Source organism: Gordonibacter sp., from assembly GCF_036667095.1.
In the GTDB taxonomy this organism is placed as follows: domain Bacteria; phylum Actinomycetota; class Coriobacteriia; order Coriobacteriales; family Eggerthellaceae; genus Gordonibacter.
The window spans coordinates 1-14031 of the sequence record NZ_JAVWUP010000066.1; the positions used below are offsets into that span (position 1 = coordinate 1).

The 14031-nt window shown below is 58.7% G+C and carries 12 protein-coding genes; 11 read left to right on the forward strand and 1 reads right to left on the reverse strand.

Features of this window, described 5'->3' with window-relative positions; all coding sequences use genetic code 11:
• Positions 1-207: 207 nt before the first annotated feature.
• The 6 genes from RR842_RS07585 (at position 208) to RR842_RS07610 (ending at position 7309) form a co-directional block, all read left to right on the forward strand.
• Positions 208-1965: a L,D-transpeptidase family protein gene (locus RR842_RS07585; RefSeq protein ID WP_332729387.1), complete on the forward strand. Its 1758-nt coding sequence runs from the start codon at positions 208-210 to the stop codon at positions 1963-1965.
• 194 nt (positions 1966-2159) lie between these two features.
• The gene (locus RR842_RS07590; RefSeq protein ID WP_332574523.1) at positions 2160-3359 is read left to right on the forward strand and encodes an ATP-binding protein; all 1200 of its coding nucleotides are present in this window, start codon (positions 2160-2162) and stop codon (positions 3357-3359) included.
• A 182-nt stretch (positions 3360-3541) separates the two neighbouring features.
• Positions 3542-3709, forward strand: coding sequence for a helix-turn-helix domain-containing protein (locus RR842_RS07595; protein ID WP_332513919.1), 168 nt, complete (start codon positions 3542-3544; stop codon positions 3707-3709).
• 255 nt (positions 3710-3964) lie between these two features.
• Positions 3965-5080, forward strand: coding sequence for a helix-turn-helix transcriptional regulator (locus RR842_RS07600; RefSeq protein ID WP_332518248.1), 1116 nt, complete (start codon positions 3965-3967; stop codon positions 5078-5080).
• A gap of 12 nt (positions 5081-5092) precedes the next feature.
• Positions 5093-5782 (forward strand): ABC transporter ATP-binding protein, encoded by a 690-nt coding sequence (locus RR842_RS07605; protein ID WP_332518247.1) that lies wholly within the window; start codon positions 5093-5095, stop codon positions 5780-5782.
• 6 nt (positions 5783-5788) lie between these two features.
• Complete coding sequence (locus tag RR842_RS07610) at positions 5789-7309, forward strand: hypothetical protein (protein WP_332713055.1); 1521 nt, start codon at positions 5789-5791, stop codon at positions 7307-7309.
• A 44-nt stretch (positions 7310-7353) separates the two neighbouring features.
• Here the strand turns inward: RR842_RS07610 and RR842_RS07615 are convergent, their stop codons facing one another.
• Entirely contained in the window at positions 7354-8304 is a 951-nt protein-coding gene (locus RR842_RS07615; RefSeq protein WP_332729388.1) for a LysR family transcriptional regulator, read from the reverse strand.
• Positions 8305-8525: 221 nt separating this feature from the next.
• Between RR842_RS07615 and RR842_RS07620 the strand changes: the two genes are divergently transcribed.
• The 5 genes from RR842_RS07620 to RR842_RS07640 form a co-directional block, all read left to right on the forward strand.
• The gene (locus RR842_RS07620) at positions 8526-10706 is read left to right on the forward strand and encodes a molybdopterin-dependent oxidoreductase (protein WP_332729389.1); all 2181 of its coding nucleotides are present in this window, start codon (positions 8526-8528) and stop codon (positions 10704-10706) included.
• Entirely contained in the window at positions 10706-11041 is a 336-nt protein-coding gene (locus RR842_RS07625) for a hypothetical protein (RefSeq protein ID WP_332513927.1), read from the forward strand. Before RR842_RS07620 ends, RR842_RS07625 begins: the two co-directional genes overlap by 1 nt.
• A gap of 454 nt (positions 11042-11495) precedes the next feature.
• Positions 11496-12038 (forward strand): sugar O-acetyltransferase, encoded by a 543-nt coding sequence (locus RR842_RS07630; protein ID WP_332729390.1) that lies wholly within the window; start codon positions 11496-11498, stop codon positions 12036-12038.
• Positions 12039-12494: 456 nt separating this feature from the next.
• Complete coding sequence (locus RR842_RS07635; protein ID WP_332518243.1) at positions 12495-12674, forward strand: hypothetical protein; 180 nt, start codon at positions 12495-12497, stop codon at positions 12672-12674.
• Between the two features lie 36 nt (positions 12675-12710).
• Positions 12711-14031: class I SAM-dependent DNA methyltransferase (locus tag RR842_RS07640; RefSeq protein WP_332729392.1), on the forward strand; the 1321-nt coding region annotated here is incomplete at its 3' end.

Below are 14031 nucleotides of genomic sequence, written 5' to 3' on the forward strand. Positions count from 1 at the left end.
GAACCGGGTAAGCAGCCTTCTCGAAACGGTCTTTGGACGGCATGCCGGTTCGGTGTGCGCTCCTGAGCGCTCGAAGGTTTCGGTCTGATCTTGCCCCCTCTCGGTCTTGCGCCGTGTTTTCTCGGTATTCCCGGAAACGTTACCGATGACCGACACTCGGCTGGAGTATAGTTTCCTTCAACCGCAGTCGTTCAAACGGAGCAGTGTATGGAAACCAACGACAACACGAACGGCGAGCCTGAGGTGCCTTCGGGCTACCGTCCCCTCCAGCCCCTCGGCAAGCACGGCAAGCACGGTCGGGACGCCTCGCGCGACCGGGCGAAGGTGCCCGGCAGTCAGAGCCCCTCGGGCTCGCCTCTCGATGCGGGTGCCGTCCAGCCGGCCTCTACGAGCCGGATGAGCGCCGCGCAGCCAGCTTCTACCAGTAGGATGGCCGCCGTCCCGCCGCCCTCCCCGTCGTCAACCGGCTCGATACCCCTTGGCCATGCGGGTGCGGGCGCGAATGCGGATGCCGGCTTCTCCCAGGGGCGATTCGACATGCCCGGTTCGCATAAATCGCCCACCTCGCGCAAGCCTTTCATTATCGTCGGCGTGGTCGTGGCTTTGCTGCTGGCAATCTACGTGGGCGTTGCCGTCTACTTCACATTCCACTTCATGCCGAACACGAAAATCGGCGAGTCTGACGTCTCGCTCATGTCGGCGACCGATGCCGAGGGCGCGGTTGCCCAGGTGGTGGGCGCTTACCAGTTCTCGCTGCAGGGACAGGGTCTTGAAGTCAAGCTAAAAGGCTCCGATCTGTCTTCCTCGCAAAGCGCCACGGATGTTGCCCGCGAGGCTATGGCGGCGGCCAGCCCGTGGGTTTGGCCGCTGGAGCTGGCGCAACAGCACGACGAGACCGAGAAGCTCTCCGTGGCGTTCAGCGACCTCAAAGCCAAGGACGCCGTACGCGAAGCCGTCAACGCCCATAACGCGTCGGCTGTGGGCCCGGTCGATGCCGCTATCGCCTTCGACGCGGCAAAGGGCGCTTATGCGGTGACTCCCGAGCAGATAGGCACGAAACTCGAGGCAGATGCAGTGGTAGATGCCGCTTGGAAGGCCGTCTCCTCCCTGTCGCCCTCCCTGACCGTGGGCGACGACTTCCTGCAAAAGCCCGTTGTCACCTCCGACGACGCGCGGCTGGTTGCGGCCGTCGATACGGCAAACGCCATGGCCGGTGCCAACTTTGCGCTCACCATGGGCAAGGACACTGCAGCTAAGGTGGATGCCTCGCTCATCTCCCAATGGATCAAGCTCGGCGACGACTTCTCGGTCACGTTCGACGAGGCGGCGCTCGCTGCATGGGCGAACGATCTGGCGAAGGCGTGCACCACCGTGGGCACCACCCGTGCCTATACGCGCCCCGACGGCAAGCAGATTACCGTGTCGGGCGGCGTCTATGGTTGGGAGGTCAAGACCGACGAGCTGGTGGCGCAGGTGAAGGAAGGCGTGACGGCAGCGCGCACCGACCCGTTGGAAGTTCCCTGCGGCGCGAAGGGCGATGCCTACCACGGTGCGGGCAAGCAGGACTGGGGCAACCGCTACCTGGACGTCGACCTGTCCGAGCAACATGCGCGCTTCTACGACGAGTCGGGTGCGATCATCTGGGAATCGGACATCATAACCGGCATCCCCGACGGCCAGCACGACACGCCCGCGGGCGTGTACTGGGTCAACCGTAAGGCGAGCCCGTCCACCCTCAGCGGATACCAGGGCGATGCGAACATCTACAACACGGAAGTCCAATACTGGATGCCGTTTGTGGGCGATGCCGTCGGCTTCCACGATGCGGACTGGCAAAGCGCGTTCGGCGGCACCCTCTACAAGGATGGTGCCGGAAGCCATGGGTGCGTGAACCTGCCGCCCGCAAAAGCCCAGGAGCTCTACAGCCTGCTGGTGGAAGCCGACACGGTAGTGTGCCACTGGTAGGAGCGCGGGGTTTCCTCAGCTAAGGGATCGTGCAGCCCTTTTTATGGGATTGCCGGAGCAGAGTGTCAAGGGTAGAAGTTTCGACTGTAAGTGAAACTTCTACAAAATTGCATCAAAGTTTCGTTCATAGTCGAAACTAGTAACCATATATGATAAAGTTTCGTCCATGGTCGAAACTTTAGGCGGTGGTTCCCATGATCAAACGCAAAGAATACGAAGAGGCTCTTCGGCCTTTCGTAGGAAAAAATATAATCAAGGTGTTGGTGGGCGCACGTCGTGTCGGGAAATCAACGTTGCTCAAGCTCATTCGCGAAGGCCTCGAAGAGCAAGGCGTCTCTCGCGATGCTATGGTGCACATCGACTTCGAATCGGCCCGCTTTTCCAAAATGACTACCGCTGATGCGCTCTCTGCGTATATCGCGCAACGCGTCGATCCGACGAAGAAGCATTACGTGTTCTTTGACGAAATCCAAGAGGTGCAGGGTTGGGAAAAAGCTCTCAGGTCGTTTATGGTCGACTACGACATTGATTTGTATGTGACTGGATCAAACGCGCGCATGCTTTCAAGCGACTTGGCAACCTACATTACCGGTCGCTATGTGCAAATCCCGGTGTTTCCGTTCTCGTTCGCCGAATTCTTCCGGGCCTTTCAAGCGGTAGGACAGGGTCCTAATTCGCGGAAGGCATTTGCTCGCTACGTCGAACAGGGAGGCTTTCCTTTTCAATACGACCTTGAATTCGAGAAAGACGCCTCTCTGCAATATCTTCAAGATGTTTATTCGACGATCCTTCTTAAGGACGTCGTGCAGAAAAACGAGTTTCGCGACACCGATCAACTCTTGCGCATTATGCAGTACGCCATACAAGAGATAGGCCATTCGTTCTCGGCTAAGAGTGTGTCCGACTATCTGAAGAGCGAGCACCGCTCGGTTTCGGTGGATACCGTCTACAACTATCTGCGAGCGGCCGAGGCGGCCTGTCTGCTGTACCGCGTGGGGCGCGAAGATGCAATAGGTAAGAAGACTCTGAAGTTCAACGAGAAGTTCTACCTGGTAGATCATGGTATTCGGGAGGCGCTTGGATATAGCAATACAGCCTCGATCGACCAGGTGCTCGAAAATATTGTCTGTATGGAGCTGAAGCGGCGCGGGTATTCCGTAACCGTTGGAAAGGTAGGCCAGAAGGAGGTCGACTTCATAGCGCGCCACGGCGATGAGATTGCCTACTATCAGGTTGCTTACTTGCTTGCCGATGAGAAGGTGATCGAACGGGAGTTTTCAGCGCTTGAGGCGGTGTCCGACAATTACCCGAAGTACGTTCTTTCTCTTGACGAGTTCGCGCCTGAGAGGGGCGGCATCAAAGGAGTTAACCTGATCGATTGGCTGCTTGGCTGAGCGGGAGGGGCGCTGGATGTGAGAGAGTCAAGATTTTTCGTGATGTAGGCCTGAGGGCTAGGTATAGAGGGATTGAAAGACGATGGAGAAAACAAGTTGCGATCATGAAGGGGGAGGTTGATCCTGTTCGAGGTAAATCGAAAAATGACAATCACCGGCTAATGTGGGTAATTTTGGCCATTATGATATCGTTAACACTCGTATCGCGCACGGTCTATCCCGTCGTGCCGTCCAAGACCGAGTACGCGCTGACCCCGCTGGGGCAGACGTTCCTGCCTGTTCTCCATGCAATGTGCGCGTGGGGTCAGGCTTACCTTGATCGCGCCGATGTCGATTGTTCGGCGGAATAGTGCCCGTCTTTACTTGAGCGGTGTTGCGCTAGTGCGTCATGGACAAGCATGTCATCTGGTGGCTCTAGGGCATTCCGGATGTTGAGCGTGTAGAGGAGTGGTTGACGGTGCTCGCATAAAGTCAACCAGTGCTCGCTTGCGTCAAGCGTTGGTGTTCCTGCATACTGGATCTCAGAAATACAACCGAAAGCATCCGCTGCCTTTGAGCGGGACGAGCGAAGATGCACGATTAAGAGCATCGGGCGAGGAACGGGCATGCATGACATCAATATTGGGACGACTATCGTGCGCGAGCGTCGAGCGAGGGAAATCACGCAGGGAGAACTAGCGAAGCATCTTGGCGTGACGAAAGCTGCCGTTTCGAAGTGGGAACTGGGGCAGAGCTTGCCTGATGTGGCGCTTCTTCCGCGTATTGCAGCGTTTTTTGGACTCTCGCTTGATGGGCTATTTGATTACCGCCCTCAGCTTTCAGCCGAGGAAAACGATGCGTGTTACTTTGACCTCATGGATCTCTTGGCTAAAGATGCAGATGCTGCTTGCGAGCGCATTGATGCACTTGCGGCTGATTATTACACTTGTTGGCCGCTGTTGATGCGACTAGGTTCTTTGTATATGAGTGCTGTGTCGTGCCTTCCCGAGCGCAGTGACGAGCTTATGCAAAAAGCAGCAACGCTATTTGAGCGCGTTGAGTGTCAAAGCAAGGATGTGGAGCTCATTCAATCGGTGCGCTTCATGCGTGCCATGCTGTTGAGCCAGCAAGGGGGTTTGGATGAGGCCATTGCATTGGTCGAGGACATAAAACCTGAAAAGCCGTTTGTTGCCGAAACCGTTTTAGGAACGTTGTATCAGCAGCGGGGCGATGATGAGGCCAGTTTGGCGCTTTATCAAGACATGCTATTTTGGAGCGCTTCTTCTGTCATGAATTCTCTTTCTATGCAACTTCATCTTTGCGCCAGCATTGTCGGCGACCGCCTGGGTGCCTTGCTTCAGGCGGGTGAAGGTATGATTCAGGGATTTGATTTTGAGCGATACTGCCCCTCTGAAGCGCTCGGTTTCTACGGTGGTGCAGCTACCGCGTGCCTGGAAAGCGGCGAAAAGGAACGCGCGCTGCTCTATCTTGGGCGGTTTGTCGGCCTGTTGGATGACGTGGGTCATGAACCTTTCATGGGGAGAAACCACCCGGTGCTTTACGACCGTATTCCAGAAACGGTCGACAGTGAACCTGCTGCGTCGCGTATGGCTCAGGTGCAGTACGATCTTTTCGATATGAAGAATCAGTACAAGCAATTGGTTTTTGGATATACCGTTTGGGATGGCTACGCTGACGACGAGCGCTTCACGCCCTTGCTTGATCGTCTTTCGAAACTGTAAAGGTGACATGAGATGGCTGATTGCCCGAGGGCTGCTGCGTCTTGCGCTGGGATAGACGAGGTATTGCGCGTTGAGGGCCTTGCGTACAGCTACGGCAAGGATGCGGTATGGGACGATGTTTCGTTTGCGCTGGGGGCGGGGCAGGTTGCGTTTCTGGAGGGGCCGAATGGGGCGGGGAAGTCGACGCTTTTGCGCTGCCTTGCCGGGTGGAATGCGGTGGAGCGTGGCGAGATGCTGCTTTGCGGCGAGCGCTTTAGGGGGACGAACCGCGCGCAGCGCGCGCAGATTGCGTTCGTTCCCGACGTGCCAGCTTTCTATGATGATCTGACCGCCGCCGAGCATATTCGCTTTATGTTGAGCGCGAACCATGTTCCCGTCGAAGGGAGCCGTGCGGAATTGCTCATGGAGGAGTTCGGCTTGGCGGCGCATGCGGGGCATCTGCCCTCGTCGTTTTCCCGCGGCATGCGGCAAAAGCTCGCCTTGGTGTTGGCGTTTGCTATTCAGCCTCGCCTGCTGTTGCTTGACGAGCCGTACGGTCCGCTTGACCGAGACTCGTCTGTTGTTTTGAGCAGGTTGATCGCCGAGGCGCGCGAGTGCGGCGCGGCTGCTTTGGTGAGCTGTCATCATGATGTTCCCGCGCTGAACCCCGAGGTTCTTTTCCGTTTAGAGGACGGCAGCTTGCGGGCTGTCGAGCGGGGGTGAGCAGCCATGTTGGGTGATATGCGCCTGCTGGCTTGGCTGCGCATTCGCCAGGCACGGACGACGCTGCTGTATCTGCTGTGCATTCTGGGGTCGGACTTTCAGCATGATCGCAGCAGAGGCGAGCGCATGTACCAGCTTTATTCAGTCGTTGTTGTAGGCATTTGTCTCGTGCTTATGTGGGCGGCGCTGCTGAGCGCTGCGGTGGACGTGTTTGTTTTAGCGGGGCCGGAGATTTCGTCGATGCTGTTCTTTGGAGCGCTGCTTGTTCCGGTCGCGTTGTTTGTCGGGCGTGGCGTGGATGGTTTGCGGGCGTCGGTCGTGAAGTTTTCGCGCCCTGACATCGCCTTCATTGCGGCGAGCTCGCTTGATGCGCGCTCTGTTGTTGCGGTAGGATTCGCGACTTCGGGTTTGGCAGCTGCGCTCGTTGCTGGTTTCGCAGGCTACTTGGTTGGCGTGTGCTTGGACGCGGGTCTGGGTATGGTGGTGAATCCGCTGGTTGCGTCGTTCTTGGGGGTGATGCTGGTGCTTGCGGCCGAAGGAGGGGCGTGGCTTGTCGGGGTAGGGCGCCTGGTGCTTGAGCGAGGGCGGCGCCGATGCGCTGTGGTTGCGGCGCTTGTTGTTGTAGGGTTGGCGTTGGCTTTCCTTTGCTGCTGGCTGGTTTTTAGGGCGACTCCGGAAATCTTGTTGATTGGCACGGGGCCGGGCGTGGTTTGCGCCGGTGCGGCCGTGTTGCTTGCGGGGGAGCTGGCTGCCCTGGTGGTGCTTGTGTCGCGCATCGACATGACGGTTGTGATCGAGCAAAACGCCCTGTACGCCGACCTTCAGCCGTTTGGGGTGCTGTCGCCCCTTGATCCTGCTTTGGTAAGCGACTACCGACGGCGAAGAAAGCTGGCGGGGCGTCGGCCGATCCTTCATCTTCCGGCCCAGATGGGAGGTTACGCCTTGGTTGCGCGTGCGGCGTTGTCGATGATTCGCCAGTTCGAGGGGTTGCCAAGTCTGATTATGCAGGGGGCGACAGCTGCGCCGCTTGGCGTGCTTGCGCTGTCGGGCTTCGGTGGTCTGATTGCCTTTTTGTTTTGGGCTATGATGCTCTTGTTGGTTCCTCAAGGCGTGCAGGTGGCGACGCGAGCGTTTCGCGACGACGTGCGCGTTCGACTGGTGCGCGACAGGCTGCCCTTCGATACGCTGGGGCTGTTGGTTCTCGATTCGCTGCCATCGTTTGTCTTGGTGAGCGTGGTGTCATGTGTGACGGTGGCATTCATGCCTTTGCCGAGCATCCCCCTGGCGCTGGGGATGGCGCTGTCCGTTTTGATGAACGCCGCTCTCTTTTTGAGTTGCGGGTTCGATGCGATTCGGCTGTTTCCGCATGGGCCGCGCCCAACGTATGAGATGGGTGCCCTTGCGCTGGTGGCGGTGACGCTGTTGCTCTCGTTTTTGCCTCACCCGCTGTTGCTTCTTGCGGGCATGGCGGTTGTGTGCGTGGCAGTTGCGATGGTCGTGCGCGGCGGAGTCGAGTGCGCGCGCTAGGCGAAGGCTTCGAGGATGCGTGTCCCTGCCGCAGCGCAAGCCCGTCAGATTGCAGGAGTCTTTGCCAGATACGATTTGCAGGTTGTGCCTATGCAGCTTCGGAATCGCTCGGCATAGGCTGCCAGGTGGTTGTCGAGCGGCGGGTCGGCCCGATGCGCAAAGCCTACCGAGAACGAGGCGGCACCCTCGATGGGCATGAACAGCAGTTCGTTATTCTCGCTGCCCAAAAGGTAGGCGCTAAAGGTATCGCTGAAGGTCACGGCTTGTCCGGTCTCGACGTATTCGTTCATCATCTCGATGTTTGACGTGTGCATGATGATGTTCTCGAAAGGCTTGTCCGCGAACGTGTCCGCAATCACGCTTTCGAGCACCGGCTCGCTGTAGTATGCCAAGGGCAGGCGGACGACCTCGTCGACGGAAATGCGCTGGCGTTTCGGTGAGATGAGCCGCTTCGTTCCCATGAGCATGAGCCTCGACTCGAACAGCGGAGCGAAGGTGACGGCGGGATTCTGCGCGAGGGTCTCCCGCATCGTGGCGCTGACGACCACCATGGCCAAAGTAGCGGAGCCTGCGTCTTCGCGTGCGAGGTCGGCGAGGATTTCGGGAAAGCCCCTTTCCACCAGGGCCACGTTGCGCAGGTCGTAGGCGTCGAGCCGATCCTTCATGAAGGAGAACATGCCGCTGGCCACGAATGGCATGGCCGTCAGGCGGACGGTCTTCGCGGGTCCTACGGCGCCGACATGCTTGCGCATGCCGGCGAGCAGGTTTTTTTGGCTCTCGATGCAGGCGCGCGCCAGAGGCGCAAGGTCTCGTCCGGCCTCGGTCAGGCGTACCCGCTTCCCCGTGCGCTCGAACAGGGTGGTGCCAAGCTCGCGCTCGAGCGCTTGGATGGATTTGCTCAAGCCCTGCTGCGATACGTACAGATGACGTGCGGCCAGCGAAAACGAACCCGCTTGGGCTATCTCGAGAAAGTATGTCAGCGATTCGATGCGCATAGGCGCTCCCCATCCGGTCGAACTGCTACATAGTATACAACCCTTGGTTGTGGATTGCTAACCCTTCCGTGTTGGACAGCCTCATCTGGCGGTCGTAGGATAAAGCCAGCGGGATTGACGGCCGATCAGTGCCGAGCCCGCGACCGAATCTTCACGAAGTCCTTCCGCGCGTGCGCGGAAGTATGCTGGGTCAAGCATGTCGAGACGAGAGGAGCGGTTCTATGGCAATCAAGAAAACCAGAACGCAGTGCACAACCTGTCACGCACGATGCGGGGTGTTCGTGTACTCGGAGGGCGACAAGATCGTCAAGATAGAAGGCGATCCCGACAACCCGAAGTCGCACGGCGTCATCTGCGGTGCGGGCATGTCGCAGCGTGAGATACACAACAACACCGATAACCGCCTGCTGCACCCGATGAAGCGCGTCGGCGAGCGCGGAAGCGGCCAGTGGGAGCAGATCACCTGGGAGGAAGCGCTCGACACCATCGCGGACAACTGCAAGCGCATCGCGGCCGAGTACGGGCCCGAGGCCATCATCACGGGGCAGGGTACGGGTCGCACGACGAACCACTGGCACATTCGCCTGAACTCGTCGCTGGGCCTAGAAACCTGGTCGCTCGTGCCCACGCATGTGTGCCTCATGCCGCACATCCTGCCGAACGCCATCAGCCTGGGCATCTTCAGCCCGGCCGAGGGCGACCTGGGCAATTCGAACACCATCGTGCTCTGGGGTCAGAACCCCGCCATGGAGCGTGCGTTCACGCAGGTCATATATGACCGGCAGAAGCAGGGTGCGAAGCTGGTGGTTATCGACACCCGCTTCCAGGACATGTCCAAGCATGCCGACCTTGCTATCCAGCCACGCCCCGGCACCGACGCGGCGCTGGCGCTCGGAATCATACGCGAGGTTATCAAGAACAAGTGGTACGACCCCGACTGGATCGACAAGTGGACCTACGGCTTTGACGAGCTGGTTGAGCGCGTTGAAGAGTGGACTCCCGAAAAGACTGCCGATGTGTGCGAAATCGAGCCTGAGCAGGTGCTCGAGGCGGCGCGTATTATGGGAACCTGCGGCCCGGTCGGCATGATGATCGGCCTCGGGCCTGGCTGCATGCACTCCAACGCCATCCAGAACGGCCGTGCCCTCGCGTGCCTCCAGGGACTTTTGGGCTGGATCGACGTGCCGGGCGGCGTGAGCGTGCCGCTGTCGTTCTCCGTCATGCTCGACGACAAGATCACGCTGTGGGATTCGTCGAAGGACCCAGGGCGACCCGACTTGTTCTCGTTCGGCGGCGAGGAGTATCCGCTGTACAAGTCGTTCGGCCGCTCGAACGACCCGCATGCCACCTTCCAGGCCATCCTCACCGGCGAACCGCGCCCGGTGAAGGCGTTCATTGCCGTCGCGAACGACCCGCTTTTGTGCTACGAGAACACGAACCTCACCTACGAGGCCATGACCTCGCCGAACCTGGAGTTCATCGCGGTGAAGGACTACTACCTGTCGCCCACGGCGAAGCTGGCCGACATCGTGCTGCCCACCGCCGACTGGTCGGAGCGCTGCACGTATGACGAGGAGATCGACGGCAACCTTCTCCTTGCGTTTGACCAAGCCGTGCCGGCGCCGGGCGAATGCTGGGACGACTGGCGCTTCTTCTTGGAGTGGGGCCGTCGCATCAAGCCGGAAGACTGGCCGTGGGCCAACGAGAAGGACATGGTGCTCTGGCGTTTGAAAGAGTTCTATGGACTCGATCTGACCTGGGAGGAATTCCAGGCGGTTCCCGCTCGCTCCACCGAGCCGGGCGGCAAGGCCGGGGCGTACGTGGAGAAGAAGTACGAGAAGGGCATGCTGCGCCCCGATGGGCAGCCGGGATTCTCCACCGCCACCGGGCGCATCGAGTTCTCCTGCCCGTCGATGACGCACTTCGGCTACGACGCGCTGCCCGACTACACCGAGCCGGCTGAGAGTCAGCGCAGCCAGCCGGAGCTCGCTCGGGACTACCCGCTCACGCTTATCACCGGCCATCGCGTGTACTCGTTCTTCCATTCTGCCTGGACGAACGTACCCTCACAGCGCAAGTTGTACCCCGACCCCTTCGCGTTGGTACACCCCGATGATGCTCGGGCTTACGGCATCACCGACGGCGAATGGATCACCATTTCCTCGCCGCGTGGCCACATCATCTCGAAGGCTGAGGTTACGCGTGAGATAAAGAAGGGTGTCATCGCGGTGCCGCGCCCCGCATGGCGCGACGAATGTCCCGAGCTTGGGCTGCCTGGCTATGGATGGGACAAGGCCAACGGAAACATCCTCGTGCCCTCCAAGCCAGCCGACCCCGGCTACGGCGCCACGCCCATGCGCTCGTCGCTGTGTAAGATCGAAGCGGGAAGGGGGGACCTGTAATGAAGAGGACCGACGGAGGCGGCATCGCCCTGCTGCTCGACCTGGACGACTGCACGGGATGTTTCGGATGCGAGGCGGCGTGCCGCGAGACGCACCGCTACCCCTACGACGAGGATTGGATGCGGGTGGAGCGCCGCAAGCCCTTCGTGGTGGACGGCGAACTGCGCCAGTACCATCTGGTGGCACCGGTGCTGGACAAGTGCCGCGCCTGCTATGATGCGGACCCGAACCCCTTGTGCGTGACGGGTTGCCCTGCCGGGGCGCTGAAGATCGGTACGCTGTCCGAGATGGCGAAGGAGGCCGAAGGGCGGCACTGCACCATATTCACGGCGTAGATTGCTTTCGGGGGTGTGGCTCGTCCGGGCCGTATCCCCGTAAGGCGTTGATACTCACCTGTCGGGGCCCTCCTCTGCCCTGGCAGGTGTTTTTTTGGGTGCGCAAGAGGCTTTCGGCAAAAGTTCGGGCGTGCCTGTGGGCCGTGGTTTCCGGGGGGACGTATAATCGTGCGAGCGGTTGCAGACCGGCGAAGCGGTCCAGGCGCGACGTGATTGCCGGCATACGGACTCAATCCATCCTGGAGTGCCTGGTTGCCAAAGAGGCGATCCGCGTTGTTGGTCGAAGGCGTTTTCGCGCGTAAGGAGTTGACGGTGGTTTTTTACCTAGAGGAACAGGTGCGGCGTCCGGCCGAGCTAATCGAAGCGCTTGCGCTGGTATGGGAGCGCTCGGTGTGCGTAACACACGGGTTCTTATCCGAGGACGCTATCGTGGGGATGCGGCCCGAAGTGCGCGGTGAGCTTGCGGCGCATCAACGCGGACGTGAGCCTGTCGGAGGACGATCGCCGCAACCTTCTCTGCGAGTTGTTCGGAGCCGTAGGCGAGGGCTCTGCGGTGGCGACCGGCACGCAGGTGGATTACGGCTACCATATCTTCATGGGGAAGGGGTGCTATTTCAACTTCAATGCCACGTTTCTGGACGGGGCTTGCATCTCGTTCGGTGACGACGTGTGGGTAGGGCCCTGTTGTACGTTCGCCACGCCGCTTCATCCGCTGCTCGGTCGTGAGCGGGCTATGCGCCACGGTGCAGACGGCACCTCACACCTTGCTGAGCGCAACCTGCCCATTACCGTTGGAAGCGATGTGTGGCTGGCGTCAAACGTGACGGTGAACCCGGGCGTGACCATTGGCGATGGCGCCGTTGTCGGTTCGGGCAGCGTAGTGACCAAGGATATCCCGCCGCGCATGTTGGCCCTCGGCAACCCTTGCCGCGCAGTGCGCGAGATAACCGAGCAGGACAGTGTGGCCGACCTGCTTGCAAAGGCGGGTGTCGCTTAGCGTAGGCGAGTGGGTGCGGTGGCGGTTTCCTTAATCGCTCGTAATAGGTGGTTTTGAGGATATAGAAGCTGTGCTTGTCGCACTCAAATCCGGATACGAGCTCGTCGGAGCCGACGTGGGTGTGATGGGCGATTCGAAGAAAGTGCGCCGAAGTATGATACTCAGGAAGGCGAGATGCGCGCCCTTCTCGAAACCATGATCGCGATAAAAGACTAAGAGGCGTTTTTCGATGAGTTTGAGAAAACGTCATCCCGGCATAAAGTGGCCGTATAAGCTATGTCTGCTCGCTTTGGTGTCGGACGAGTGGCTTGGTATGAGGCATCTTTCGGGCAAGCATCAGGGCATGGTCCGGTCCTTTGAAATCATAACTAGTTGGAGCTTACTTAGGGCGGCGACTTCGAGTGCTAAAATAGAGGTATTGCAAATACACTGCACTTCGTCGTAAGGCCGCATACTATGAGCGACAACTACAAGTCCATGGCTACCCGTGACGCAAGTCGCGCTGAAACACAGGCGCATCTTGCCGAGGGGAACGCCGTGGTAGTTACTGTAAATATCTCGTCAAACTTACAGGATGTCGCGGCTGAACACGCAGCCATGAGTGGTATGAGCTTTAGCGCGCTTTTCCGCAACTGATTCATCAATAAGCTTTCCGTGAAAGGGAAATAACCAATGGCCGATATCAAGAAACTGGAAACCGACCTATGGGAAGCGGCCGATAATCTGCGTGCGAACTCAAAACTTACCAGCCAGCAGTACTGTCTGCCTGTTCTAGGGCTCATTTTTCTTCGCTATGCATGGGGCCGCTTCAGTCGAGTAGATGCCCAGATTCACAAAGAGCGTGCGCAGCATACGGGCAGGCTGGCCCCCATCGAGTCTTCCGACTACACGCAGCGCGGAGCTATGTTTATTCCTGAAAAGGCTCGCTACAACTATTTGGTAGAACTACCAGAGGGAGCCGAAATTGGCCGCGCGGTCAATGACGCAATGGATCTACTCGAGAAGGAAACACCGTCACTTTCGGGCATTCTGCCTCGCGGCTATGACGAACTTGGCGACGATCTTCTTGGCGAAGTTCTTCGTGTGTTCAACAACCCAGAGCTAGATGCAGAAGGCGACGACATTATCGGACGCATCTACGAATACTTCCTTGGAAAATTTGCACCTGCGGTCGCCAGCGATGACGGCGTGTTCTTTACGCCAAAATCATTAGTGCGCATGATAATGAACGTTCTTGAGCCCGAAGCAGGCACTATGCTTGACCCGGCTTGCGGCAGCGGCGGTATGTTTGTGTCTGCAAGTGATTACGTGCGAGACAATGGCGGAAATCCAACTAACACCATGATGTACTACGGGCAGGAAAAGGTTGAATACAACGCCAAACTTTGCTTGATGAATATGGCTGTTCATGGAATGGAAGGTCACATAAAATCGGGAGATGATGCGAACAGTTTCTACCACGATGCATTTACCCTTGATGGCTCCTGCGATTATGTGGCGGCCAACCCGCCGTTCAATGTTGATAAGGTTAAGGCTGAAGCCGCCATCAACGCAGGGCGGATGTCTCTGGGCGTTGCTAAAGCCAATGCGAAGGGCGAGGTGTCAACGAGCGGCGCCAACTATTTGTGGATCAACTACTTCTATTCCTATCTCGCTGAACCTGGTTACATGCATGCCGACGGACGCGTAAGCAAGGGCGGTCGTGCTGGTTTCGTTATGGCCTCTTCGGCTACCGACTCCAATAGCGAAAAACAGATGCGCCGCATGCTTGTGGAAAGCGGCCATGCCGATGTGGTGCTGTATGTAGGAAATAACTTCTTCTATACGAAGAGCCTGCCTTGCACGCTTTGGTTCTTTGACAAGGGAAAGCCCCAGGAACTGCAGGATAAGACGCTCTTTATTGATGCTCAGCGCTATCGCACCGCCATCGACACGACGCACAACGAATGGAGCACGTGGCAGCTGAAGAATCTGTCCGCCATCGTGTGGCTGT

Bases quoted from the DNA above. Each gene is read 5' to 3' on its own strand.
- RR842_RS07585 (WP_332729387.1), top strand. From the start codon at position 208: ATGGAAACCAACGACAACACGAACGGCGAGCCTGAGGTGCCTTCGGGC.
- RR842_RS07590 (WP_332574523.1), top strand. From the start codon at position 2,160: ATGATCAAACGCAAAGAATACGAAGAGGCTCTTCGGCCTTTCGTAGGA.
- RR842_RS07595 (WP_332513919.1), top strand. From the start codon at position 3,542: ATGATATCGTTAACACTCGTATCGCGCACGGTCTATCCCGTCGTGCCG.
- RR842_RS07600 (WP_332518248.1), top strand. From the start codon at position 3,965: ATGCATGACATCAATATTGGGACGACTATCGTGCGCGAGCGTCGAGCG.
- RR842_RS07605 (WP_332518247.1), top strand. From the start codon at position 5,093: ATGGCTGATTGCCCGAGGGCTGCTGCGTCTTGCGCTGGGATAGACGAG.
- RR842_RS07610 (WP_332713055.1), top strand. From the start codon at position 5,789: ATGTTGGGTGATATGCGCCTGCTGGCTTGGCTGCGCATTCGCCAGGCA.
- RR842_RS07615 (WP_332729388.1), bottom strand. From the start codon at position 8,304: ATGCGCATCGAATCGCTGACATACTTTCTCGAGATAGCCCAAGCGGGT.
- RR842_RS07620 (WP_332729389.1), top strand. From the start codon at position 8,526: ATGGCAATCAAGAAAACCAGAACGCAGTGCACAACCTGTCACGCACGA.
- RR842_RS07625 (WP_332513927.1), top strand. From the start codon at position 10,706: ATGAAGAGGACCGACGGAGGCGGCATCGCCCTGCTGCTCGACCTGGAC.
- RR842_RS07635 (WP_332518243.1), top strand. From the start codon at position 12,495: ATGAGCGACAACTACAAGTCCATGGCTACCCGTGACGCAAGTCGCGCT.